The sequence below is a fragment of the Aquimarina sp. TRL1 genome, from assembly GCF_013365535.1.
Classification (GTDB): domain Bacteria; phylum Bacteroidota; class Bacteroidia; order Flavobacteriales; family Flavobacteriaceae; genus Aquimarina; species Aquimarina hainanensis.
In genome coordinates this window covers 2,617,557-2,640,527 of sequence record NZ_CP053590.1, presented here as the reverse complement: position 1 = coordinate 2,640,527, position 22,971 = coordinate 2,617,557, and the positions used below count along the sequence as shown (strand labels likewise).

Annotated in this window: 28 protein-coding genes; 1 reads left to right on the top strand and 27 read right to left on the bottom strand. The window is 36.2% G+C overall.

What is annotated here, in order from left to right; all coding sequences use genetic code 11:
• Positions 1-44: 44 nt before the first annotated feature.
• The 10 genes from HN014_RS10725 to HN014_RS10680 all read right to left on the bottom strand — a co-directional run bounded on the left by HN014_RS10725 (position 45) and on the right by HN014_RS10680 (position 6,813).
• Positions 45-491: a TIGR02594 family protein gene (locus HN014_RS10725; protein WP_176028872.1), complete on the bottom strand. Its 447-nt coding sequence runs from the start codon at positions 489-491 to the stop codon at positions 45-47.
• Positions 488-2,134 (bottom strand): YncE family protein, encoded by a 1,647-nt coding sequence (locus tag HN014_RS10720; RefSeq protein WP_176028871.1) that lies wholly within the window; start codon positions 2,132-2,134, stop codon positions 488-490. Before HN014_RS10720 ends, HN014_RS10725 begins: the two co-directional genes overlap by 4 nt.
• Positions 2,131-2,883, bottom strand: a complete 753-nt coding sequence (locus HN014_RS10715; protein WP_176028870.1) for a hypothetical protein — start codon at positions 2,881-2,883, stop codon at positions 2,131-2,133. Before HN014_RS10715 ends, HN014_RS10720 begins: the two co-directional genes overlap by 4 nt.
• Positions 2,884-2,891: 8 nt before the next feature.
• A complete protein-coding gene (locus HN014_RS10710) occupies positions 2,892-3,353 on the bottom strand; it encodes a hypothetical protein (protein ID WP_176028869.1) in 462 nt (153 codons plus the stop codon).
• Between the two features lie 31 nt (positions 3,354-3,384).
• Entirely contained in the window at positions 3,385-3,612 is a 228-nt protein-coding gene (locus tag HN014_RS10705) for a hypothetical protein (RefSeq protein WP_176028868.1), read from the bottom strand.
• Positions 3,613-3,615: 3 nt separating this feature from the next.
• Positions 3,616-4,233: a hypothetical protein gene (locus HN014_RS10700; RefSeq protein WP_176028867.1), complete on the bottom strand. Its 618-nt coding sequence runs from the start codon at positions 4,231-4,233 to the stop codon at positions 3,616-3,618.
• 14 nt (positions 4,234-4,247) lie between these two features.
• The gene (locus HN014_RS10695; protein WP_176028866.1) at positions 4,248-4,997 is read right to left on the bottom strand and encodes a hypothetical protein; all 750 of its coding nucleotides are present in this window, start codon (positions 4,995-4,997) and stop codon (positions 4,248-4,250) included.
• 4 nt (positions 4,998-5,001) lie between these two features.
• Positions 5,002-5,634, bottom strand: a complete 633-nt coding sequence (locus tag HN014_RS10690; RefSeq protein ID WP_176028865.1) for a hypothetical protein — start codon at positions 5,632-5,634, stop codon at positions 5,002-5,004.
• Positions 5,635-5,713: 79 nt separating this feature from the next.
• Positions 5,714-6,544: a hypothetical protein gene (locus HN014_RS10685; RefSeq protein ID WP_254884132.1), complete on the bottom strand. Its 831-nt coding sequence runs from the start codon at positions 6,542-6,544 to the stop codon at positions 5,714-5,716.
• Positions 6,545-6,645: 101 nt separating this feature from the next.
• Positions 6,646-6,813 carry a hypothetical protein gene (locus HN014_RS10680; RefSeq protein WP_176028864.1) on the bottom strand — a complete coding sequence of 56 codons (168 nt, stop codon included), beginning with the start codon at positions 6,811-6,813 and terminating at the stop codon, positions 6,646-6,648.
• 308 nt (positions 6,814-7,121) lie between these two features.
• Between HN014_RS10680 and HN014_RS10675 the strand changes: the two genes are divergently transcribed.
• Entirely contained in the window at positions 7,122-7,445 is a 324-nt protein-coding gene (locus HN014_RS10675) for a hypothetical protein (RefSeq protein WP_176028863.1), read from the top strand.
• Positions 7,446-7,464: 19 nt separating this feature from the next.
• Here the strand turns inward: HN014_RS10675 and HN014_RS10670 are convergent, their stop codons facing one another.
• From HN014_RS10670 to HN014_RS10590, 17 genes are all read right to left on the bottom strand, one after another.
• On the bottom strand, positions 7,465-7,701 hold the full coding sequence (locus HN014_RS10670) for a hypothetical protein (protein WP_176028862.1): 237 nt from the start codon (positions 7,699-7,701) through the stop codon (positions 7,465-7,467).
• A 244-nt stretch (positions 7,702-7,945) separates the two neighbouring features.
• A complete protein-coding gene (locus HN014_RS10665) occupies positions 7,946-8,983 on the bottom strand; it encodes an SH3 domain-containing protein (RefSeq protein ID WP_176028861.1) in 1,038 nt (345 codons plus the stop codon).
• A gap of 236 nt (positions 8,984-9,219) precedes the next feature.
• Positions 9,220-9,711 (bottom strand): hypothetical protein, encoded by a 492-nt coding sequence (locus tag HN014_RS10660; RefSeq protein WP_176028860.1) that lies wholly within the window; start codon positions 9,709-9,711, stop codon positions 9,220-9,222.
• Positions 9,677-10,276 (bottom strand): MliC family protein, encoded by a 600-nt coding sequence (locus HN014_RS10655; protein ID WP_176028859.1) that lies wholly within the window; start codon positions 10,274-10,276, stop codon positions 9,677-9,679. The genes HN014_RS10660 and HN014_RS10655 overlap by 35 nt, the downstream gene beginning before the upstream one ends.
• A 301-nt stretch (positions 10,277-10,577) precedes the next feature.
• Positions 10,578-11,276: a hypothetical protein gene (locus HN014_RS10650; protein ID WP_176028858.1), complete on the bottom strand. Its 699-nt coding sequence runs from the start codon at positions 11,274-11,276 to the stop codon at positions 10,578-10,580.
• 171 nt (positions 11,277-11,447) lie between these two features.
• Positions 11,448-12,380 (bottom strand): hypothetical protein, encoded by a 933-nt coding sequence (locus HN014_RS10645; RefSeq protein ID WP_254884131.1) that lies wholly within the window; start codon positions 12,378-12,380, stop codon positions 11,448-11,450.
• A gap of 6 nt (positions 12,381-12,386) precedes the next feature.
• Positions 12,387-13,349, bottom strand: a complete 963-nt coding sequence (locus HN014_RS10640; RefSeq protein WP_176028857.1) for a hypothetical protein — start codon at positions 13,347-13,349, stop codon at positions 12,387-12,389.
• Positions 13,350-13,356: 7 nt separating this feature from the next.
• Complete coding sequence (locus tag HN014_RS10635; protein WP_176028856.1) at positions 13,357-13,815, bottom strand: hypothetical protein; 459 nt, start codon at positions 13,813-13,815, stop codon at positions 13,357-13,359.
• A 4-nt stretch (positions 13,816-13,819) separates the two neighbouring features.
• On the bottom strand, positions 13,820-14,320 hold the full coding sequence (locus tag HN014_RS10630; protein ID WP_176028855.1) for a hypothetical protein: 501 nt from the start codon (positions 14,318-14,320) through the stop codon (positions 13,820-13,822).
• 42 nt (positions 14,321-14,362) lie between these two features.
• Positions 14,363-14,863, bottom strand: coding sequence for a hypothetical protein (locus tag HN014_RS10625; protein WP_176028854.1), 501 nt, complete (start codon positions 14,861-14,863; stop codon positions 14,363-14,365).
• A gap of 41 nt (positions 14,864-14,904) precedes the next feature.
• Positions 14,905-15,129, bottom strand: coding sequence for a hypothetical protein (locus tag HN014_RS10620; protein ID WP_368660075.1), 225 nt, complete (start codon positions 15,127-15,129; stop codon positions 14,905-14,907).
• An 18-nt stretch (positions 15,130-15,147) separates the two neighbouring features.
• Positions 15,148-15,810 carry a hypothetical protein gene (locus tag HN014_RS10615; protein ID WP_176028853.1) on the bottom strand — a complete coding sequence of 221 codons (663 nt, stop codon included), beginning with the start codon at positions 15,808-15,810 and terminating at the stop codon, positions 15,148-15,150.
• A gap of 28 nt (positions 15,811-15,838) precedes the next feature.
• The gene (locus HN014_RS10610; RefSeq protein ID WP_176028852.1) at positions 15,839-16,360 is read right to left on the bottom strand and encodes a hypothetical protein; all 522 of its coding nucleotides are present in this window, start codon (positions 16,358-16,360) and stop codon (positions 15,839-15,841) included.
• Positions 16,361-16,363: 3 nt separating this feature from the next.
• The gene (locus HN014_RS10605; RefSeq protein WP_176028851.1) at positions 16,364-16,699 is read right to left on the bottom strand and encodes a hypothetical protein; all 336 of its coding nucleotides are present in this window, start codon (positions 16,697-16,699) and stop codon (positions 16,364-16,366) included.
• Entirely contained in the window at positions 16,696-17,706 is a 1,011-nt protein-coding gene (locus HN014_RS10600) for a hypothetical protein (RefSeq protein WP_176028850.1), read from the bottom strand. The genes HN014_RS10605 and HN014_RS10600 overlap by 4 nt, the downstream gene beginning before the upstream one ends.
• 4 nt (positions 17,707-17,710) lie before the next feature.
• On the bottom strand, positions 17,711-18,667 hold the full coding sequence (locus HN014_RS10595) for an AAA family ATPase (protein ID WP_176028849.1): 957 nt from the start codon (positions 18,665-18,667) through the stop codon (positions 17,711-17,713).
• Positions 18,668-18,700: 33 nt separating this feature from the next.
• Positions 18,701-22,960: a strawberry notch C-terminal domain-containing protein gene (locus HN014_RS10590; RefSeq protein ID WP_176028848.1), complete on the bottom strand. Its 4,260-nt coding sequence runs from the start codon at positions 22,958-22,960 to the stop codon at positions 18,701-18,703.
• Positions 22,961-22,971 lie beyond the last annotated feature (11 nt).

The following is a 22,971-nucleotide window of genomic DNA, read 5'->3' as shown; positions in this document are numbered from 1 at the left end:
TATCTAAGAGCTGTTTTTTCATTTTAGTTACCGATATGTTGTTGTTATCCTTGAGAGGATTTAATATGTATCTGACGAAAACCTAATAATCGTTTTACTGGATAAGCTTTGATACATACGCTATTGTTTTGATTGCCTCCAAGACAATAGATATAATTTCTATTGCGGCTGTGGTTGATGTAAAACCCCACATGTCCTTTCCAGCTACTTAAATGCTCTCTCCAAAATACAACGATATCTCCCACTACAGGGATATAGGTCGCTTGTCCTATTGATAGCCAGGAGCGGGCAGTTAGTTTTCTACTATAATTATAGCCTGCTTTTTTAGCTACCCAACTGGCAAAACAAGAACACCAGGCAGTCTGATCACCTACCACCCATAAGTGACCTGTTTCTTTAAAATACTGAAGGATTCTGGGATTGTGATAGGTAGCCCCTTTATGTTCTGTAACGCCATATTCTGCTAAGGCGATGGGAATGGTTTTTCTCATAACATAGGTGTTTTATAATTTGGGTTTAACTGTTCTCTTTTGATTTGATGATAGTAGATTATCATACTAATGGTCTGACCAGGCTGAATCTTAAATTTCCATCCATGACTACCATCAAGCAGGGAGTCTTTTAAGCCTGTTACCTCATATACTTTTGCGACATTCCGGGGGTGGGTATACTTCGATAATGAAATGGGATAGCTCTTTGATTTTCCACTGATTGTTTGCTTTTCGAGTTCTAATACAGAAATAGGGGAAGCCCCGGAGAAAATAATTTTCACGTGCTCTACCAAAACAGGGTTGTATATAAAATCTTCTCTTTTTTCATAGTACTGCTGGTTGATATGTATTGCCTGAGGATGATTACTATATGAGATAACAGCGATAGAGGCTGAAACCGGATCACTACTGTAAAGCCTGTCGGTAGTAGTATCAATGGCAATACCTGTATTTACCTTTCCTAAAGAAAGGGTCGCCACTACTGTTTGTGTTATATCGATCAGAGAAAAGGTAGCATCCTCTCTGTTACCTACATAGAGCAATTCTGTTTTTGGGTGATATATGATCTTATAAGGATTGTTCCCTACAACTATTGCAGGAGCTACAGTATAGGTTTCCAGATCAATGGGGATTACCTGATTTTGTTGGGAAGCTACTACATACAAATGGTTATTCGCCGGATAATAGGCAGCTGTGGTCAGGGACTCAGCTATATCTGCAATGATTTCAATAACCTGAAAATCGGTATTGAGTACACTGATACTATTGTCTCCATAGGTAAGAACATAAGCATATCCTGTTATAGGATCAATGGTAATAGATCGTGGAGACTTTCCAACACCGACTGTTATTAATACACTTTCTGTTTGGGTGTCAATAATACTTACTGTATCATCAGAGAGATTAGCAACATAGAGCATTTGATTTACCGGGTTAAAACAAATCCCTATTGGACGTGTTCCAACTACAATCGTATTGGTTATCTCCATATCAGAGGTAATCACACTTACAGTATTGTTTAAAATATTCGCCGAATAGACCTTTCCGTAGTTGTTAGAATCAGCAATAGAGTGTACGGTCAGGTCTACCGGCGAAGGATTGTTTACTATGGGGGTGTGCCTAGCAAGGGATAACGTTTGTATCACTCCTTTTGAATGTATTATATCAATAGTACCAGATAGTTGGTATGCGATATAGGTATATCCATTGGCAGGGTTAAAGACCATCCCCTGGGGATAAATTCCTTGTTGTGATGTATTGTTTATAGAAAGCGTATTTTTCTTATGTTTAGGAACATCTCCTGGTAGCAAAGGGCTTATTGGTGGTTTTTTATGACCACTCCACAGGTGTATCTCTCTGGTCTTTTCAGAGGTGTTACCAAGGATTAATTGGGTATCTTCTTTAGAGGACAATAGATTTACAGCTGCGTTGTTTTTCGATTTTTTCCGGGATACCACAGGTGATACAACCGGAGTATGGATAAAATGGTCTTCTGCTTTATAGCTCTTCTGAGGATCAACTACAGGGGCTTTTCTTGGAGATAGCACAAGCTTATTTTTTGATCGGTTATGCAGATACCAAAACCAAAGTAGTGTAAGACCTGTCAGCGTACTTGCTATTACAATGGAGGTGTTTTTTTTCATCTTTCAGTGGTATATTGGTCAATAAAGGCAATAATGTCTTTGGTTCTTTGTATTTGCTTAGCTCCCACCAAATCAGGGTATCTCCCGAATATTTTAGTAGCAGCGTACACAGCTTCTATCTTAGGAAAGCCATAATCCAAATAATGTCGTATTCCACACAGATCAGCTTTTTTTTCACTACGTACATTTAAAAACCAATGACACCCTTCATGAGATAGAATAAATACCCGAACCGGGATGCTCAAGGTTCTAAAGATCTGTTTAGAAATTTGTACCCTTGGCATCTTTCGGTGGATTCGGGCAGGGGTAATTAATTCCTTCCCGCTTGTATCTGTAATAGCTGGCAGGTATTGGAACAAAAACTCTTGTGTAGGGCTATCATAAAACCCAGTGGGCAGGTATCCTGCCTTTTGCGCAAAATCAATGGCAAAATCCATAAAACGTTGTTGTTGCGGACTTGCCCATATTACTGGAGGGGGCATTTTCGTAATCTTAAAATCAGTGAGCTTAAAGCCACCAATGCCTCCCTGTTTATCATAGATTTTCAACTCCAAATATTCTGCACTAACAGGAAGGCATATTTCTATCTTTCTGTTTTGTCCTTTAGAGAGTTGCACTTTTCTTCTAAAATAATGGGTATAGGGACGGTATGGATCATATACCCAGATTCCAATGCTAAGCTTTCGTTTAGCCAGAAAGCGTAACCCGATAGTAAAAGATTCTTTATTGGCAGCAATAGGGATTATCATATGATAGCTTATTGTTTTATAACACCCAGATAATTTTTCTGGTTCTGAGAATAGATCACCGCTCCAATGACAACTACCCCCAGTACTACCGATCCTCCAATAATCCAAGGGGTGTATGAGGGTTTGTTATTTTTTTTGGACGATTCTAAGGCTACTGTGAAATCTTCCTGGTTCTGCACAGAAGACTTCTTGTCAATAGGGTTGTTTAACATAGTATCTATGCTTTTACCAATGGAACCTGCCCCTCCAAGATCACGATAGACCGCTCCTAGTTTAGATAAAAAAGTTCTTCGCTTTTGACGACCTTCCATTTTTGTAGCTTTTATATCCCTTCTTCTTTGGCGCTCAGCGTTTCTTATACGACGCCTTTTTAATCGTCTTGCCTTACGGGCAGCTCGACGTTTTTCACGCTGGGCTTTACTTCTGAAAAAATCATCTTCCAGTAAGTACTCAGTTTCTCCTGCAATCATTATAGTTTTGTTTAATGGTTAATAACACATCTTAAAGTACATACATCACTCTAAGGGTTGATCCCTGAGTATTAAAAGGAATTGCCCTATAGGGCTTTCCGATAAAGGGATAGCTCTTGTCTTCTCCGGGAGCCAGTGCTACCGAATTAATGATAGCAGGACGGCTTCCTGTATTTTTTACTAAGGCAAACAAAAATCCCACTGGAATTTCTCCGGTACCTCTATATTCTTGCTCAGTAATACTTGCTAGTATATCCATGTTTTAGTTCTTTTTTGTGCTTTTATAAATCCATATACCTGCCAATACAACAGTCAGAGTGATCCCTATTTTTACAGATAAGAATAATCCGTTGCCTTTCTGCTTATTTTTGTCTTTTTGAGGGGGTGTTTTCACTGTTGCTTTCGCTTGATGTTTGCCAAAGGTTTCCAATGCGAATCTGTTTTGCATGGGAATATTTTTTCTGATTCCTTTAGATTTTCTGGCAGGAGCTGGAAAATTAAGAGTAACCATTTTAGGTTTCTTTTTCTTTATCTTTTTTGTTGTTGATCTATATCTTGTAGGTTTTGATACTGTTACAGATTTTCTTGGTATTGAATTTATTCTATATGGTTTTTGCCTTGGCAAAACCATTGGGATAGCTCCCTTACGACTTATAAGTTTTCTTTTGTTTATTGGTCTTATACTTCTTGTTCTGGTTTTTTTTCTACGAATTCTTAAGGGTTGTATCCTTCTTTTATGAGATAACCTTAGTGACCTGTGAAAAAGTTTTTTTCTGGATTTAGGTCTTATACCATGTCTTCTTTGTATATGATGTAAAAAGCTATCATCTGTAGCAGAAGGATAAAAACTATAGTTAGCAGGGTTTACAAAAGTGTTCATAAGCTATGGTATCATTATCGGGGAACCCCTGGGGTGAGAGAAATAGCGGGAGTATAGGGCATTTGCATTGCAGTAGCTGGAGTGGCTTTATTCTTTGACAATACGATAAAACCTAAAAGGGTTAATCCGGTAATACCTCCTGCTACCATTAAGATCATATTTCTTGATTTTTTAGCTTTTTCTTCCAGTTCTTTTTCTCTTTGCTTTTGCTTTTCTCGTTGTTTACGAAGTTCTTGCTCTTGACGTTTGATCATCTGTTGCATTTGACGCTGCATATCCCTTCGCATTTGTTCTACCTGTCGTGCAGCCCTTTGAGCTTGTGCCCGGGAGGCAGCCAGTACTGCTGCATGGGATCTGCCACCGCCACGACTATGACTTCTTTGGCTTCTTTTATTTCCTTTTTTCTTACCAATTAATTTCCCTACAAGACCAATCCCTACTTTTGCCAAAGTCCCCCAAAAGGCATCTTCATCCTCTTGTGTAGCATCATAATAAGAAGCATACTCTTTTTGATCCAGGGCTAACATTGCTTTGCCGTTTTTCTGAATATGCAGGGTTATCAAATCCCCTAATGCCTCTTCAAAATCTTGTGAACCTTCTTTTATCTGTTCTAAAACCAAATCAATAAGCTCTTTACGGTTGGGAGGAGTATTAAAATAAGCCCCATAGGATTCCAATAAGGAAACCACCGCATGGGGCTCTGTCAGGATTAAATGGCTAATCAAATTAATCGTCTGGTTATAGGTCTGTTGTCTATGGGTCATCGTATTATCGTTTTAAAATGGAACACACCACAAAACCACCAATAAAGCTCAATCCCATAAATAATATTTCTTCTCGGTTAAAGGAAAGAGACTCCTTTGTAGAAGATCTATCGGATTGTTTAGCTTGATGTAAACGGCGTTGGCGTAATTCGTTCCATACCAGTTGTACTTCACTGGCAAGTGTTTGGTTTTCGGGTTGCTTATTGGATTTGTTAACTATCTGGTGGTAGTACTTTTCTAAAACACCATCGGAAGTATCGGCAAATTGTTGTAAGAACCTGTCCTTATCTACCAGACCTGTATAATTAGAATGTCCACAAAAACCACAATAATTATCCTCACTATTGAAATGGTCGTAGTTGCAAAAATGGCAACTCCCTTTTTTAGATGTAGAAGTATCAGATAAGGAAAGAATGGCTTTCTTATCTGGGTGTATCCTTAACAACCTGGCGATGGTATCTTTTCCCTGTAATCGTACCAGTTCCTTGGTAGCAGATACCAGCTCATGTATATCCGAGGGAGGGATATATCCACTATGATGTATCAGTTTGCGCACAGCATCGGGATTGTTATAAACAATATAGGCGATACTGTTTTGTGCAAATTTTCTATGTCGTTGTTTGTTTATAGTTTTCATAGGCTAGGTATAAAAAGATACAGTCAATGTCTTGCCGTAGCGTTATTGACTGTATCGGGTCAGGGAAGACACAAGTGGATTACCTTCTTCTTTTTAGATGAGAAGCTGCTCTTTTGAGAGATTTTACAGATTTACCTCTGCCACCTCTTTTAGAAGGATACCTGTATCGTGCCATTGGGTTATCCAATTGTGGAAGCCCTGTGGTACGTGGAGTACGAGATAGTTCAGCAACATGTCTTCCTTCCAGTAAATTACTGATATTAGTACGAGCCCGAACGGTAAAGGTAAAAACTGCTGTAGCTCCGGCATTGATTAGAAACTGTATCGAACTTTGACCACTTACATTCATGGAGAATCCTCCGGAATCGACCATCTTAGGATCAAAATTCTGTGGAGAACTTGAGTTTCGTGGTTGCCATACTCTGGTAGTAATGGTTCCCGAAGCTGTTTTATTGATAATCTTTAATACATTATCAAATTGTAAAGCATCCGATACCGAATACTTTAAACCTACGATCTTAAAAGGATTTGATTTACTTTCCTCTTTAACCTCTTTATGGCTACTCTCCTGAACCTCTACTGTTACCCCATCGGGTTGTGGTAAGTCCTGATTCGCTCCAAAGATAATAGCAGTCTTAGCCTCATCTGTAGTGTTAACTACTGTAATGGTTAAGGTACGATCATTGGCGTCAATTCTTCCATATCTTACTCGGGAATAAGAATCATAGTGTTGATCTTCAAAATCATCATCATCTACTTCCTCATCAAAATCATCGTATTGTTCTTCCATGTCAACATCTCCATCAAAATCGTCCTCCTGATCTTCATAGGGTTGCATATTTCCATAATTATCAAAACGATCCTCCGCATCGTCCTGATATCGCATTAATTCGTCATTATGATCTATCATAGTTTTTGTTTTCTGCTGCGATCTCACAGCGTTTGACATTGTTAATTTCCAAAATCCTGATGTCAATAACCTAAATGATCTGTCTCAACTCTTTAAAAGGGTTATGCTTTTTTTAGGATTTGGTTTTTCTTGGTTATAGCAAGTTTTTTTGCTTTTCTTTTCTCCAGCATTGGGCCAACATATACGACCCCTATTGCGGTAAATACTATGGCTGATATTGCAATTACAGCGCCTATAGCTTTATAGTTTAACTCTTTTGATACTGCCATTTCTTTATGTTGTTTTATGAATATTTGGCTTGGTCTATAAACCTTGTGAATGCTAAAATCAGAAGCTATTTTGGAAATTCCACACGCTATTTTCGTACCTGGTGACGTAAAAAAAAACAATCCAGACAATAACAGGGGATATCAGAGGAAATGGGGGTACGAAAAAAAAAGAGTCAAATTCCCTGAAACTTTTTAAAAGGAAGATTCCCTGTAAATTGATGATGTATCATAATTAAAATACGGTAAAACTATATTTTAATTATGGAATAATTCCATTTAATTTATATTTTTGTTGGAAATATTCCAATATGAAACGCAAACTACTTCAGGAAAAATTAGTGTTTAATCAATATGTTTTTGATTATTATTTTGCAGATGCTTTAAAAAATGGAGTGTTAGGTATTGAAAATCAACACGGAAAAGCAAAAATGGATTTAGGAGTTTACTATCTTAACGATGTACCTAAACCTAATATGGCAAAAGATCAAGCCAGGAAGATACTGTGGGGGCTTATTATGAAATATAAAACATTCTATTATTCTGAACAGCGCTTTAAATACAACCCGAAGTATTATGAATATGAACCGGACTCTAAAACCTGGGACGTATATAATAGCCCTTTAAAACAATAGGCTCTTGGGTGGTGTTCCCTTAATTAAAATGAGAGTCTAATACCCAATAGATAGCACTTTTATTGTGTTCTATTTCTATCTCCTCATAAAACTGGATATAACTTTTATTGATACAAACAGATCTGACTTCTTTTACATCCAGGGGTAATTCTTTAAGCATCGTAATACTATATTCCCGGTTGATCCCGGTTACCTTATGATATGCCAATAAAATTTCTTCGATTCCTAATATGTCCATTTTTCCAAAAATAAACATTAGTTACGGTTTTTTGAGAAGGAAAATATCGGGATATGCTATTTTTTAAAAATTGTTTTTTTATCTATTTGATATAATGATTTTTAACAGATTATTCTTATACTACGAAAGTAGAATATAAGACATATCATTTATAATCACTAGGTATTATAAAAACTGAAGAATTTAGAATGATCTAATATTTATATTTGATCATTTAGTATTAAAATTATTACTCTACTTAATGTTAGATATTACCAATTTTTTATTTTTTAGTTGCAAAATACTTCTTGACAACAAATCCCGATTTTGGTTCTTCGGTTTCAAAATCTATATACGAAATCAATAAATATTTATGCCTGGTCTCAATTACAGTTACAATTTGTCCTTTTTTAACCAATCCTATTTTTCTACTATTCTTTTTTGCAGCAAATCTTAAATTAACATTTGTCTTTGCTACACGAGTTTTAGTCATTTTTTGTAACTCGATTGATATTTTCTGAGAAAAATCACTACTTAATTTTTCAAGTTCTTTTTTTGTCTCAATTATTATTTGACTATTTGATTTATCAGTTTTCTGTTGATGTAAAGTATAAAGAGTGAGAACGAATCCAATTACTGTTATTAATTCTATAATAAAATTACGTGCTCGTTCTGAATTACTTTTCGATAATAAATTGGTTAATTTATTTAAGATAGATGTTCTAAATTCTTCTAAATCACTTTGAGTAATAGTTGTAGTTTGATTTAGAGTTTCTTCAGCAATATTTGATATTGTTTCATTAGCTTCTTCTACTATATCAAAATCTTCCCAAGTTTTTGCAATTGCAACTTCTTTCAGAAAACTATTAGAAACTCCTTGTAACGCTACGCTTAAAGTATTAAATTTATTCAAATGGGATTGCTGAATTGTTTGTGCAATCTGACCCAAGTTTCCTGTCACTGTCAATTGACTCGTCACTAGACCCGCAAGTTTATCTGAAACCAGTTTATTTTTTAATTTTAATTGTGATAAAGAAGAAATCAAACCAGATAATACAAAGTTATTTTTAGGCACTTGTAGTGAAGCGCTTTGTACCGCCAAATTACGACCTAGCATTGTATTTTTACTTAATCTTTCCGTTTGTAATACTCTATCTCTTGCAATCTCCGAAATTCCACCTAAACCTGTCAAATTGGAATTTATTTTATTCATCGATTGAATATATTTTGTATTACTTGTTAATCCAGATAAACCAACAGTATTTGGCACTGCATGATTCTGTTTCTGTATTGATTTAATTATATTATTTAAATTATTCATCTCTCAAATTACTAGTAACGGGTTTATATAAAAGTAGTAAGACTATTGTTTTCCTAAATTTAATAAAAAATGGATTTTTAAAGTTTGAAGTATTGCACTATTATCTGATTCCATTAAAAATAAGCAATATGGATTGCTCCAGTACAAGTTGACTTGATGAAAACGAAAATGTGTGCTATTTTGATTTTAATATTTCAATCTGCCTTATAGTTTTTATAAGGTGTTGGCATACATACTTACTCAATTAGTAAGTTATTTTTTAGGCATCCAAGTTCAGACCACGATTTGCCTTCCTTGTTTGGAAACACCACTTCTCCATAGATTCCACTTCCTCGAATTCCAATTTGGCATCGGTCAGGAATATTTCCCCCAAATTCTTTCTCAGCAATTTGCCATAAATCCACTCGATAATCATTTAACAAATGCCAAGTTGCTAACAAAACCATTCCACGGGGGTCTTCATTTTCTTTTGAAAGGTATTTTATCAGAGTGTGTTCTTCAAAAAGAGATCTTTTATCTATTATTTCTTTCAATGGGTTTTTAGATTTAAATTCAAAACCTTCATTTACATCTATTGGCATTCTTGGAATATTGTATAGAGTGCTTAATTTTTCAAATGCTAATTCTGCCTTTTCGTTATTCGACTTTCCCGTTGACTCTATTTCAACTATAAGATCTTGGAGTTTTTTATCACTATCTATCCAATCTTTTAAATACTGTTTCTCCATCTTTTTTCAGTTCAATTTCTTCGCCTTTCCCAGTCAATTCGTAGTGATTGTTTTTATACCAAATCCCAGAGGCTGGTTTTTGTCCCAATAATTCAATTTGTTCCCCGCCATTAAGAAAAATGATTGCTTTATTTGTGGTGTTATTAAAAGTCATATCGAGTGTTTGTCCTGCTTTGTTTTTTACCGTACTTTTTACAATTTCGTCTTCATGAGAAAAAACTACTTCCCCATCTTTTGTTAGTTGTATGTTGTGTCCCTTTCCTGTCAATTTATAGGTTTCATTTTTATAAAGGATTCCCGATGCAACCACTTGTCCGACTAATTCGATAGTTTTTCCATTATATTTTACCGTAGCTGTATTTTTTGTATTGTTAAAAGACATTTTCAACTCGTTTCCTTCTTTATCGGTTGCTGTACTTGTCAAAATTTCTTCTGAGTTTTTTTCTGATGTAGTCTCAACATTTGTTTCTATTACAGCTTCTTTGTTTTTTTCTTTCGGAGTTTCTTTACAAGAGGTGAAGGCTAAAGTTGTCAACATTGCGATTATCAAAAGATTTGGTTTCATATTTGTTTAAATTAATTTGTTGTTTTTTATTCAGTAAATTACCAATAATGTCAGTCTTTCTCAAAACTCATTCTACCTCTATAAGAATCTCATATTTGAAAACTTTCAAAGTCCCCTCTGCCTTATACTAAAATTAAAAAGTGAGGTTTTCAGACAGACTGACGGTCTCATATAACTGTCAGTTACGGGTTAATATGGATTAATTTTCGGTTTAGTACAGACATTAGCAATTCCAAGTGGATTCGGACGAAGTCTAATCCGCAGTAATTTCGGTTATACATTGTTGTCTGCTGGTTTTTCTTTATGTTCCAAACGGTCTTACTTTTTTTTCAACTGTTTTTTCAAGTTCTTCTTTTACTTTTTCTGATAATTGAGTTAAGGTTTGTCTCTTGGTTTTATTTTGCCACATCCCATACAATTCTCTAATATTACGAAAGGCAGTACCTTTTTGTCCACTGTTTATTATCAGAATTATTGGATGAAAATTTTCTACATAATCTAAAAAGGTCTTTCCTACAGTCTGGAATGCTATATCTTCATCCGCAATCTGTTTAGTAAAATGCATAGCAAAGACTTCAAACTCATTTAGGATATTTAGAAAGAACTCACTATTTGCATTAAATATTTTATCCACAGATTCAATTGTTTCTTTAGGATTTGCAACAATTATTTTAGATGAAGAATCCCAACTTTTAATTGGCTCAAGAACTTTCGGATATTGCTTGACTAATTCCACATTGTTTCTTTCAAATTCATTTATTTTCCTGAAAGTTATATCAGTAAATTTTTCACAAAGCTTTGCCGCTTCGTGAGCTGAATATCTTTTTGAAGAAATTGTGAATTCGTCTTTTGCTTGTTGTAATGAGTTTTTTGCGGTTTTTAAACTCTTTACTGCTACGATTAATTGCCAAATTATTATCAAGCTTACAATTCCAACAATTGTCGAACTTAAGTGTGATAAGTTTTCTATCAGAGATTTCGATTGGTCAAATATTTCCATTCACAATGTTTTTTAGCTTGCTAGTAACAATGATATATGTATACCAGCACATATATCCATTATATAAATAACTAAAATAATAAAACTTTTACGTTTTAACGTCACTGTAAGGATATAAAACTCGATAGTTGTACGGGGTACTTCTCTTAAATCAAAACAGAAAATGTAGTACTACGGTTCTTCAATATTAGGCTGATGGTATAGGGTATAATCACTGATCATTTTTATAATAGCAGCATTGCGATTTTTGTATTTGAGTTTTCCTTTAAAATCTCGTTCCTGTAGTAACATTCGTACTTTTTTTCCTTCTTCCTGATCAATAAATCGTTTACAGGCTCGTATAAATGCTGCCCTGCTACACCCCATAATTTTACGTTGTCTCATATTTACATATACAAAGAAACTCTTTTGTTTTTCATATTCTTTTTCAGGGAGCTTACCTTCTAAATAAGCAAGTGTGGATAGGCTGTATTGCTCATCTACAATCAATTGAGCAATACGTACCATTTGATATTTTGGGATTCTTTTTCGATAAGAGGTTGCATCATCCACCTGGTGATGCAAACGAAGCCATGTACAATTTTGCCATTCAGAAGGACTAATCTTCGCAATAGACTGATGGGTAAGTAATAGATCAATTCCCTTATGACGTACCGTACATAATGCCCCAATCATGGATTGTCCTTTTGCACCGACCATGTAATTATCAATATCATCCAGTACTACCATCCCGTTTTTATAATGCTTTAGGATTTTATAGACCACTTCTTTTTTCTGATCATCATCCATAGGGGAGCCATCAGGGTTAAATGGGCGTATTCGTCTACAAGCAATAGCAGTAAGTGCTTTTAAATAATTAGGGTTTACAGTTCTAAATTCAGAGTAATCATCATCATTAGTATCAAATGCCAGGACTTTACGTCCCTTTTTTCCAATTGAGGGGTTATCTAAGAGATACCTTTTTATTTCCTGTTTGTTTCTATGAGTCTTTCCAACTCCGGTTTCTCCACAAACAACAATAATTATATTTTGCCTTTCCAGTTTTTCTTTTCTATAAGAGATCAGTTTTTTTCCACGGGTCGGCGTATTTTTTTTTCTTCCCATATTTCTCTATTGTTTAGCCGGAGAATCTGTGGTTTCTTCCATCTCTTCTTTTGAAGAAACAGTCAAGGGGTCGATAAGGGGGGCTTGCATAGAAAAAGAATCATATTCTTCAGATTCCCCCTCTTGCTGTGACTCTGTATTTTCATTGATTTCACTATAGTCTGTATGTAGTATATCCTGGTCAGCGCTTTGTGGCTTTGTTTTCTGCTCGGAACGTTTTTTTTCCTCGCTAACAATATCCACAATACGATCATAAAGAATTTCATTTTCACCACGCAGTTCCAATACCGTTTGCGTTTTTTTTACAAGAATGGAAAAAACTGCCCCCATTAGTTGCTGTTCAACGGTAAGTTTTTTTGCCTTTTTCTTTAGCATAGCGACAATAAGAGGTTTAAGCATAGTCTTATCTTCCTTATCCAGCTTAACCCGTTGTATATTCTTTTGATTTTGTTGATCAATAAGTTCAACAATTTCGCTATACTGATAGAACTCTTTATTCTTCCGGATTTTAACAAAATAGCCACTTCCCACCCCCAATACATTATTGGTCATTCCCAATATGGTATCTGCTGCCTGTTTTGCTGTAGCGGTAGGCAGTTCAAATGTTTCCTGTGAAGAATCATCGATATCATCATCAGCACTTTCATTTTCCTGAGGATCATTTCCAATTGGTTGTTCAGGGGCATCCAGGGGAAGCTCTGAGATATTACTCTGGAAATTTTCCTGCATATTGTCCTGCCTTTGATCTATCGTATCACTTACTCTTTGATCTTTTGGATTTTCTATAGGATTAGTTTGATGGGTTGGCTTCCAGAGATTCCAGTTTTTTGTAGCTTTACCAGTATCCTTTTCTTTTTCTTTTACAGCCTTATTTAAGGGGCTATATTGTTCTGACTGTAACTCTTCTAAACCAATGGCATCAGGGTCTTTGCTTAAGGTTTCTATTATTTCTTTTTCAACATCTTTCATTTGTGGTTTATTTTAATGTGGTCATGTATTGGATGGTTTTTTGCTCCAGTCTTTGGTATTTGCTGACAAAATCTTTATTGGATTTAGGGATAGACAATAAACTCTCACACTTATTATAATGATGGATTACTGCCCGTTTGGATTGTCCGAATCGTTTTCCTAATTGCTGATAACTCATATTGGTATACTTCTTAATAAGGTGATAGGTTACCATCCTGGAGTCTTTGAACTCTTTAGAGCTTTCTGTTTTGGATTTAGACTGCTTACACTTAAAAAGGTGTTGACTCTCATAGTAAATGTAGGTGAGCAGTAACTGAGTTTTTAATTTTTCACTTTTGACTATTGTCACTGTATCGGTTATTTGTCTTATAATTGCTGCGGTTTTATCAATGCCAAATTTGCTGATAAGCAGCTCAATCCCTTTGCTTAGATCAGCATATCCTACCTTGTTTTCTCTTTGATCCATAGAGCTACTTACTTAGAAATTCAACAATAGGTTTTCCGGTAGTTTTAATAGATGCCAGCAGCTTTTTAATATGTAACCTTTTAGCGATGGGAACGATATAATAAGAAGTGGAATAATCTTCAATTCTAACTAGTTTTAATTTTCCAAAAATGGTTGTATTCCAAAACAAATCGCTTTGTAGTCCCATAGCTTTTAATTCATTGTAATGAATATCTATAGTCCACCTTGTCCTTTTAAGTAATCGGACAATCTCTATGTCATTTTCTGCGGTTTTTAAAATTCTTGCTATCAGGTGTTTTTTTATGTTTTTTAAGATTTCCAGATCCGTTTGTTGCAGTTCATTAACAATGTTCGTCTTAACCTTATCATCCTCTTTGGCAGTGGCTAAGAGTGCTATTTTATGATTAAAAGCGGCAATTTTCTCTTTGATGGATTTGTGAAGGAAATAAGAGCTAATGCCATTGATTTGTAAAAAATCCTGAAATTTTATGGTGCTGTATTGCATGATTTCTGTTCGTTTTATGAATTGATGATGATTGATGATGATCTATTTGAGGGTATTACTACTTTTGTTATCAATAATATCATAGTAGTAATAGAACCATTTTGTTTTGCGCCTCAAGGTGTTTTGACCTATTTGGGTATTTTTTCCAAGCTTTGTTTTTAACCCCATACTTTCCAGCTCTTCCCGGGTTAAATCCCTGGTTCGTCCCATACTGACTAATTCCTTGATTATGGTAATATCTGTACGAATCTTTTGCTTTACTTTCTCTTTGAAGGCTTGTGTTACCAAAGGAGATTTGATCAGCTGCTCGAATCGATCATTATTTTCCAGCTGTTCTTCATATTGCTGTTCTATATCTCCCAGGATTTCATAGTCGAGCTGCTGGAGTTGTTCGATTAATTCCTGTCGGTCAGTATCCATAATAGAATCCAGGAGCTCGTATAGTTTCCAGAAAATATCGATTTTATCTATCAGAGGTTTTGGAAGTTCAGATACCTTAAGCTTGTTTGCGGTTATAAATTCTTTAAATTTTACAGGTTTCATTGTACTTGTTTTTACTATTATTCTTTTTAACAGTTGGTTGTTTAGCTCTTAAAAGATTGCTCAATTTTATACGATAGGATGGCAGTAAGAGCAGATGTAGCTAGTACAACTCCCATATTTTTAACCAGTTGTTTTCCTTTAGGAACCCCGAATTTGAACTTCTTCTTATTGGCGTTTGTTCCCAGGTTATAGTATATCAGCGCCTCTGCAAATCCGATAGCTAATCCTACTGAGGTAATAATTATTACAGTTTTATCAATTTTCATATGCTTTTTTTAAGAGGGTTATTCTTCTAATTTTTCTTCAATCTTTTGAAAGTTCTCTTTGATCTCTGTTTGATCTCGTTTTACATTTTTTAAAGAGGTCATTTTGAAATTATTAAGGATGTCCCTATGGGCTTTCATCAGTATTTTTTTAGTTTCCTGCTGAACCTGTAGATTCTCCTTTAGCCGTGGAGGAATGAGTTTTCCCAATGCCAGGATATGCCTTTTGATCTTTGTATAGCGTGTTGGGGGTGTTTTTTGAGGAAGTGACTTCCTGCGTGCGGCATGAAAGGCTTTTAACTCTTTATTGCATTTTTCTAGTCTGGGACTCATTTTTAAGATATCTTCTTTAGTGGTTTTGGCTGACGGTTTCTTATCTTTTTGAGTTTTTTTCTTTTTGCTCGGTTTTTTAGGTTTGGCAGCATTACCTTGCTTCTTTGTAACAGGCTTTTCCTTTACAGGATCTTCACAAGGATTTTCTTCCGCTGCTTCTTGAATAATTTCAGAGGAATCCTGTTGTACCATTTCATATAATGTCTGCATTACCGATTCAAGATTGGATACAAAAAACTCCTTATCTTCAGCTTGTTTGTATTTCTCGATAATATCCTCTACCTGCTGTTTTATCTCCGGGTTTTTAATTCTTTCAACATCGAGTTGTAAAAAATCTTGGATTATACTCATCGTTTTATTGTTTTAGGATTATGTGTTTTTATGCTGCTGTCTTATTGTTTTTTTCCCTTTTTAAGCGAATAGATAATAAGGCTAGCTCTTTCTCCTTCTTTAGTTTTAAAATCTTGACTTGTTCATTGGTCAGTGTCGTTTTTTCTTTACTTTCTTCGGTATCAACTTTAATAAAAAAGGTATCGGTAAAATCAAAGACATCTTTTGATTGCACCCTTACTTTTTGATTGTCTATACCTAGGGCATATACCTTGTCCCCAGCTTCAAAAGTCGTAAGTGCCTGGTGTTTTGGAATTGGTTTCCATGCGTTTACTATTTCTGGTTCTACTGTAGTTACCACAGTAGCTTCTCCTTTATAGATGGCATATAATAAAGCATCAGCCTGTTCTGCTTTGACATTGGGCTGTGTGAAATCTTTGGATTCTTTTTTAATCAGAGCAAAAGCCTCCTTTGGATTTAATTCACTGCCGATATATTGCACAATCTCTGCCTGATTTTTTATCTCTATTTGTTCCAGGTCTTTTTCTGTCAAATCCTTTGTTTTATACATATTTTATAATTTATGATCTATCGCAAATTCCTGAGTGTATAAGGTGGTCAGTCCCAAAAAGAATGCATTAGCCTCTTTTTGATCTGAATAATGGATAGAACAATGCTGTGGGGTTCCATCCATCTCAAAACATTCGTATCGATAACATTGCACAGGTCGATCTATATTGTCAATGTCAATAGTAGTCCATCGAAGAATTAAGGTATTCACATGCGTTTTGGAAACCATAATTCTAAAGTCCCGACAATGTTCTTTACATTCCTTATTAATTTGCATAGCTCTATCCATAATAGAATGGATTACCGCTTTAGCAATCTGATTGCTTGATTGTGTTTTCATCTGTTTTTTAGTTTTTGATTATAGGTGGTTATGATGCGTATTACCTCCTGGACTACCGAGTGGATATCGTAGCTTTGTTCAAATACAATCCCGTCTGAGTCCAAAGCTTCGACAAAGCTCTTGCCTATATCATCCTTGAGCATTCCCAGGTCATACGGAATAGGTAATTCAAAATAGTTACTTAATGCAATAAGTCCCTTAAACCCACGATAGCGAAAGTACCTTGGATCAGAACTAAGTAGTAACAACATATTTTTATCCAACGGAGCTTCAAAACGCTTTAATCGAATTATCCCAACGGGGTAGCTATTGTTAAAAAAAGTTCCTAAAATGATATTGACTTCCACAGCAATGCCCCGTAGTTCCATATACTCAACTAATATTGCGCATGCTAAACCGACATAAAGCAACTGGTCTCCCATGATTCCGGCATTACCTCCCACAGAGATATAGAGCTGTAAAGATGGGATGGATGTATTTTTGTCTTTGATATAGGCATATACCTCTTTGATAGAGGTTGTTTTATTATCCCTATCCAGTTCAATTTTCATCTGGTTGATATTCTTTTGTATCTTGGGATCTGCTGCGGTTGGTTGTGTTTTAAAAAGTCCCATGGCAGCTCTATCAAAAGCAAACACTCCCAAGCCTTTATCATTATAGCTTAGTTTAGGTTTAGGCAATATCTGGTCTTTTACAAATTGAATATAGTGAGTCAGGTGTTTTCTTATTTTGAGTTCCACGCTTTGAACTAAATGCATTCCTATAAATTGAGTATGGAAATTTAATTCCTTAATACTTTTAGGGGGCGGACTTCCATACCAATTACTTTCATTGGTTATACGATCCAGCGCATTGTTGCGTATCTTTTTAAACACCCTGGCAGTATATCCATTCAATTCTTCCATCTGTGCATCTACAAAATCATGAAAGTCTGATACACTATCGAATATGAGGTAGTGGGCTATCCCTTGGTTTAACGCAACACTATGTTTTAAAGGAGACTTCATTACGCTATCGGTTTCTACGTTTGTATTCTTCTATAAAAACCTGCTTCATTTCTGCCCCTTTGTAGCGGTTTAAAAACTCTACAATATTGACCTCTTTTTTGATATGGTCAGCTTTTTCCCTGCTGATCACTCTAAAGTAGCTCTCTATGCAATCCTTGAGTGTTTTGCCATTTTTAACACCTGATATGCTACGGCCACTATGGTCTTTAATCCCTGTTTCCCGTAACATTTCCTGAAGGTATATTCGTTGAAAATTAAGCATGGTTCTAAGGGTCATAATGTCCTCCATATCTTCAGCAGTATCATCTCTTCCCTCGTATCGTAATATGGAATTTCTAATAGCAATACAGGTATCAGCTAAAGGAGGGTATACCAAAGAACGCTCTAGTGGTTCATTAAAACCAATTTCATAAATACTTCCGCTAAATCGGTCCAATAGGGAAGCATCCTGTTTGTTGTTTCCAATATAGGTGCTGCTTATTGCTTTTCCGATCACATTTCCCGTTGCAATGCATCCAAAGTCAGGATGTTTCTCTATGGGTTTATTAAGCCCATTAAAAATGATAGCGCCTTGTTTTGCTGTTTTTGCTAAAGGGTCATTTAACAATCCGGCAGTATTGGGGTCGAGCTTGGGCAACTCATCAATAATCAAAATTTTACCGTCCCGCCATGCTTCAATAAGCCCTCCTTCCTTATATCCATAGATGGTCTGACCTCCTTTAATATCAATTGGCGAGGTATATTGATTGCACGTAATAATAATAAAAGGCAACTCCTTTTTATCATGCTGCCTTCGCCCAAAATGGGCATAGGCAACTTTTTCTGCTAAAGTGGTTTTTCCTGTTCCGGCAATTCCTTTTAAAAAAACATTATTGCCTACACTGAGATCATCCAGGATTTTCATCACATCTGGAATTTGATCTATCTCAGGAATATCAAGGGTTTGTGTATATGTTCTCATGGGTCTGCTATATCAGAGTGTTTTATTTTATGTTCAAGTCAAAGGGCTGTATGCCAGTTGAAGTTTGTCTAATACGATATCTAAAGCTTCTATAGTGCTAATGGTATCTTCATAGGCAGCCCTTCCTAAATCCCGGGCAGAAAAACGTCCGAAAACAAATTCAGTATTTCCATCCTGGTGGGGATGGTTGGTTATAAAATATCCTAACAACGCTACTGCCTTGTATATGGGTAAACTTTGAGCTTGTTTAACGGTCTGTTTAAAATCTTTGGCAACGGGGCTATCTTTTATAAAGTCCTTCCACTGTAGAAAAGGAACTTCACTATTTTGATAAATAGGAATCAGGGTATAGTTGTATTTCTCCTTATCTTCTAATAGTCGGTCGTATTCTACCACTCCAAAGGGATAGTTACTATCAGGCTCATAGTATTCAACAAACCCCAATGAGGGATTACTTCCCCTGCCATATGACTTGCCCAGCTCATATCGGAAGCGTTGTTTTCCCTGTTGGGTTTGCTCATTCCAATCTTTTATGTTTTCAATCTCCCAATCTTCCAGCTCTTTGGCTTCTCCTTCTATTTTAATACCATAGTTGTCCAGGTGTTGTAAAAAAGATTGCACGTTATCATCGGATAGTACTCCAACCATATGCCCGGCATTTTGAACAAACTCAGGTAACTCATCCGACTGCTGTCCTTGTTGATGCATGATTAACCTGCGTAGTGAAGGGTCAAGGGCTAATTTGTAATACTCTTTTTTACTGATATATACCTCAAGATAGGAGGCACTTATCCGCTTGAATTTTATACCACATGTATGATCCTCCATACTGGCATCAATATCTAATAATCCAATAGTTTCACTTGCCTCTGAAATAGGTAAAAGAGCGTATGGTTCATCCTCTTTACCGTAGTTTCGAGACATCAGTATTCCGTTTTTAATGGTTCCCGTTTTTGTATTATACTTGATTAGCTTGTTTACGGTTCCTATGTGATCGGAAACAGCCAAAATATTCTCTGTCAGGATAAAACGTTTTTCTCTTTTTGAGGATGCTTTTTTAATCAGCTCATTCCACTGCTTTGGAATTTGATGGCGTTCTTCTTCAGTAATTTCTTTACTATCAGCGTAAATACCAGCCAGGTAATCACTTGAGTTTTTTAAATCATAGGTTATGGATTTGCGTTGATCCACTACAGCAAAATGAAATGAAATATTACTTAAAGTATAGGGATTAGCATTGCCTTTTCGCATCTTTATGCCTGTAAAAATACCCCAGGATGCTTCGCGGATAGCCCCTATAAAAGGAACTTTTACTACTTCGCCAATCTTCCAATACTTCGCATATCTCCCTATCTTTTTTTGGATATATTCCATCTCCATTTCATAGGAGGCTAAGGCTCTCTTTTTTTCATCTATTCGATTTTGTTGTCGTTCTCTTTTAATTTGGATTTTTTCATTAACAGCTTCATCTTTTCCTGAACCTTCTTCCGGCATTTGAGAAAGCTCTTTTTCCATCACTGTAATTACTTCCATTCGCTTTGCTTTACGTGCATCCATTATTTGAGGATATCGTTGTTCCATTTCTAACAGAAAGACGGTTTGTAATCGCTCTGGTGTACCTCCCTGTAATTGCTTGGCAATTCGCTGATCTACCTGTTTTTTGGTAAAGGGGCGTTGTAGGTTATTGATGATGGTTTGTTCACGAACTGTATCCATCCCAAATGGAGTAGTGCCTCCTTTTCCCTGATATTGCAAAAAACGCTTTTGCAGCTCTGCATCCAGGGGTAAAAATTCGGTTTCAAGATCATAGGTTCCCTGTTGTTTCTCAATTGTAATTTGATGGTGGTAACGTGCAATCAGGTTATTAAACAATTCTTCTTGCTGTTCTACATAAAGCAAACCAGCACGTCCGGTTACCTGCCGTATTGCCCCTTCTTTATTTTCATTTCGTTTTAACTCCCCATTCCACTTTTTAACAAAGGTTGGATTTCCTAATTGTTCTGCCAGATCAGGGTTCTCACTAACCCAATCCCAGGCAACCTGATCCCCGTACTTATTAAACAAATCAGGACTTTGAAAGGTAGTGTCACTTGTTTTTTGAGATCCGGTGGTATTGGCATCTAAAGATTTTAACTTTCCCTTTAACATTGTCATCAGACGCAATTCCATAGGAATATCACTGGCGATGTAAACATAAGCAGGCTTATTGACCTGTCCTGTTCTATTAATACGTCCAATTTTCTGAACCTCAGTATTGATGTCCAGCTCAAACTGATGACTGATCATAGTACGTTGTCGCCTGTCTTTAAATTCTTTAGAAGAATGGGCAGATTCTCCGGTACTTCCGCTTTGATTAATTAATAAAACATCATATTCCCCACTATTGAATAAACGATAGGATTTGCCCGTGTCACTGCGAAAAGAACTGACTACAGCATGATCGTCTTCAAAAAATAGTCTTTGATTTCTTCCGGTTACCTCGGTTACTTTAAAGTGTTTGCCATTATGGCCTCCAAGAAATGCTGGCTTTTGCTCACTTTCTATAAGATGGATTAACTGATCAATTGGACTAATAGTTAAGCCGGAACTTTCTAAAAGCATCTCTTTTCTAATCCTGTGGTATTCATTAATCCCTTGAGAGGGAATAGATTCCAGGGGGATACGCTCTTTGGTTTTTTTACCCGTAATATCCGTGTAGTTGTAGAAAAATACACTTTCCAGCCCTTTGATAAGGGTCTTGCTAAAATCCAGTTCTTCCATACTCACTATATCGCCTGTGGCTAGCTTCATTTCTTTTAAGAAGCTTCCCATAGTGGATTTAAAAGCAATTACTACTTTTTTATCTTCTTTGAGGAGTTGTATGGTATGCCTGGCAACTTCTTCTACCTTTAAGGCAAACAACATTTGATCTACAATGTTAAATACCCGTGAAAAATAGGGGGCTTGTTTGACTCCAAGACCTTTGGGCTTTACTGTCACAGATTCATCTACTTGTTTAGCTTGTTTATGAATATCACCTAAAACAGGATTGATATACTCCCTCTCAAAATCTACCACTGCATTCATAAGAGTAATAATACGATTGACCCGTTCCCTGTTCAGACTACGGGCAGGTTCTTCATCCAGGATTTTATAGGTTACTTCAATCCCTTCATTAGAGCGCTGACGACGAATAAGCTGCCCACTTTCTGCAAGATTAGAAGCCACAATTTCCTGAAGGGCTAACCCTCCTTTGTTCATTGCCTCAACTAAACCTTCATCACTTAAACCTGTCTCCAATATGGCAGTCTTTTTTCCGTAAAAAGGCATGACCTCCGGGTATTTGGCAAAAGTGGCACTTAAAAAACAACACGATTTTACCATAGGAAGTATCTCCCGCATCCATTCACCAATTTTTGTGCGAAATCCCCCTGCCATATGAGACTCGTCAAGAATCAATACCACCTCTTTGTACTTTTTGCTTCCCTTTACACTATTCTCACATAGACGTTGTAACCAATTGCGTTTGTAGGGATGAGCGCTTTGGATTTGAGAGTAGGTTGTAAAGATGACATTGTACTGATTTGGCAGATGGTCTATACCAAAAGTTAAGGTTACCTCTGGTACTGTTTCAGGGTCAGGAAAGGGAATCCCTGAGGCCTTGTGCCATGCAATAGACTCACTACTTTCAGTAGGATAGGTTTTTTGATAGGTCAACAACTCGAGTTGCTCCTTTGAGCTGAGAGGACTAAACATTACATGTCCTTGTTCATCTTTAATGGATGCTCTATCGGTATTGAGAATAAAGGGACGAATATCTCCAAAATCAATATTTTTTAAATCCTTGTACATCTCACTAAAAAGGCTGGTGGTACGGGTAAAAAAGACAGGTAAATATCCATTGACTATAGCATGACGGATAACTGCTGCTGCCTGTCTGCCTTTTCCGATACCTGTTTGATCTGCAATGATAACCCCTTGATTATTTTCAAATTGTTTTAGATACAGTGCCACACTGTCGACTTGTTCTGCTGCCAAAGCGTTCCATAAGGCGCTGGTAGAAACATATCGCAGTTCATTGCGGAGATAAGTATCAATGTTTCCCTTTTCTCTTACAATCCGGTTTAATGATTTTTGAACCTCAAAGGCCATGTTTTTGGGAATAAGAGTATTCATTACCATAGGCGCGTTAGATTTTGTGACATAAGGGACTAATGCCGTTTGGGAGGCAGCTAATTTTGCTAGTTCTGCTGCATCTTGTGTAAATTCTTCCTGGGTATCTTCGATAAGGTGGTCTTGATGTTGATGCTCCATATGTATAGTAC

Bases quoted from the DNA above. Each gene is read 5' to 3' on its own strand.
- HN014_RS10725 (WP_176028872.1), bottom strand. From the start codon at position 491: ATGAGAAAAACCATTCCCATCGCCTTAGCAGAATATGGCGTTACAGAA.
- HN014_RS10720 (WP_176028871.1), bottom strand. From the start codon at position 2,134: ATGAAAAAAAACACCTCCATTGTAATAGCAAGTACGCTGACAGGTCTT.
- HN014_RS10715 (WP_176028870.1), bottom strand. From the start codon at position 2,883: ATGATAATCCCTATTGCTGCCAATAAAGAATCTTTTACTATCGGGTTA.
- HN014_RS10710 (WP_176028869.1), bottom strand. From the start codon at position 3,353: ATGATTGCAGGAGAAACTGAGTACTTACTGGAAGATGATTTTTTCAGA.
- HN014_RS10705 (WP_176028868.1), bottom strand. From the start codon at position 3,612: ATGGATATACTAGCAAGTATTACTGAGCAAGAATATAGAGGTACCGGA.
- HN014_RS10700 (WP_176028867.1), bottom strand. From the start codon at position 4,233: ATGAACACTTTTGTAAACCCTGCTAACTATAGTTTTTATCCTTCTGCT.
- HN014_RS10695 (WP_176028866.1), bottom strand. From the start codon at position 4,997: ATGACCCATAGACAACAGACCTATAACCAGACGATTAATTTGATTAGC.
- HN014_RS10690 (WP_176028865.1), bottom strand. From the start codon at position 5,634: ATGAAAACTATAAACAAACAACGACATAGAAAATTTGCACAAAACAGT.
- HN014_RS10685 (WP_254884132.1), bottom strand. From the start codon at position 6,544: ATGATAGATCATAATGACGAATTAATGCGATATCAGGACGATGCGGAG.
- HN014_RS10680 (WP_176028864.1), bottom strand. From the start codon at position 6,813: ATGGCAGTATCAAAAGAGTTAAACTATAAAGCTATAGGCGCTGTAATT.
- HN014_RS10675 (WP_176028863.1), top strand. From the start codon at position 7,122: ATGAAACGCAAACTACTTCAGGAAAAATTAGTGTTTAATCAATATGTT.
- HN014_RS10670 (WP_176028862.1), bottom strand. From the start codon at position 7,701: ATGTTTATTTTTGGAAAAATGGACATATTAGGAATCGAAGAAATTTTA.
- HN014_RS10665 (WP_176028861.1), bottom strand. From the start codon at position 8,983: ATGAATAATTTAAATAATATAATTAAATCAATACAGAAACAGAATCAT.
- HN014_RS10660 (WP_176028860.1), bottom strand. From the start codon at position 9,711: ATGGAGAAACAGTATTTAAAAGATTGGATAGATAGTGATAAAAAACTC.
- HN014_RS10655 (WP_176028859.1), bottom strand. From the start codon at position 10,276: ATGAAACCAAATCTTTTGATAATCGCAATGTTGACAACTTTAGCCTTC.
- HN014_RS10650 (WP_176028858.1), bottom strand. From the start codon at position 11,276: ATGGAAATATTTGACCAATCGAAATCTCTGATAGAAAACTTATCACAC.
- HN014_RS10645 (WP_254884131.1), bottom strand. From the start codon at position 12,380: ATGGGAAGAAAAAAAAATACGCCGACCCGTGGAAAAAAACTGATCTCT.
- HN014_RS10640 (WP_176028857.1), bottom strand. From the start codon at position 13,349: ATGAAAGATGTTGAAAAAGAAATAATAGAAACCTTAAGCAAAGACCCT.
- HN014_RS10635 (WP_176028856.1), bottom strand. From the start codon at position 13,815: ATGGATCAAAGAGAAAACAAGGTAGGATATGCTGATCTAAGCAAAGGG.
- HN014_RS10630 (WP_176028855.1), bottom strand. From the start codon at position 14,320: ATGCAATACAGCACCATAAAATTTCAGGATTTTTTACAAATCAATGGC.
- HN014_RS10625 (WP_176028854.1), bottom strand. From the start codon at position 14,863: ATGAAACCTGTAAAATTTAAAGAATTTATAACCGCAAACAAGCTTAAG.
- HN014_RS10620 (WP_368660075.1), bottom strand. From the start codon at position 15,129: ATGAAAATTGATAAAACTGTAATAATTATTACCTCAGTAGGATTAGCT.
- HN014_RS10615 (WP_176028853.1), bottom strand. From the start codon at position 15,810: ATGAGTATAATCCAAGATTTTTTACAACTCGATGTTGAAAGAATTAAA.
- HN014_RS10610 (WP_176028852.1), bottom strand. From the start codon at position 16,360: ATGTATAAAACAAAGGATTTGACAGAAAAAGACCTGGAACAAATAGAG.
- HN014_RS10605 (WP_176028851.1), bottom strand. From the start codon at position 16,699: ATGAAAACACAATCAAGCAATCAGATTGCTAAAGCGGTAATCCATTCT.
- HN014_RS10600 (WP_176028850.1), bottom strand. From the start codon at position 17,706: ATGAAGTCTCCTTTAAAACATAGTGTTGCGTTAAACCAAGGGATAGCC.
- HN014_RS10595 (WP_176028849.1), bottom strand. From the start codon at position 18,667: ATGAGAACATATACACAAACCCTTGATATTCCTGAGATAGATCAAATT.
- HN014_RS10590 (WP_176028848.1), bottom strand. From the start codon at position 22,960: ATGGAGCATCAACATCAAGACCACCTTATCGAAGATACCCAGGAAGAA.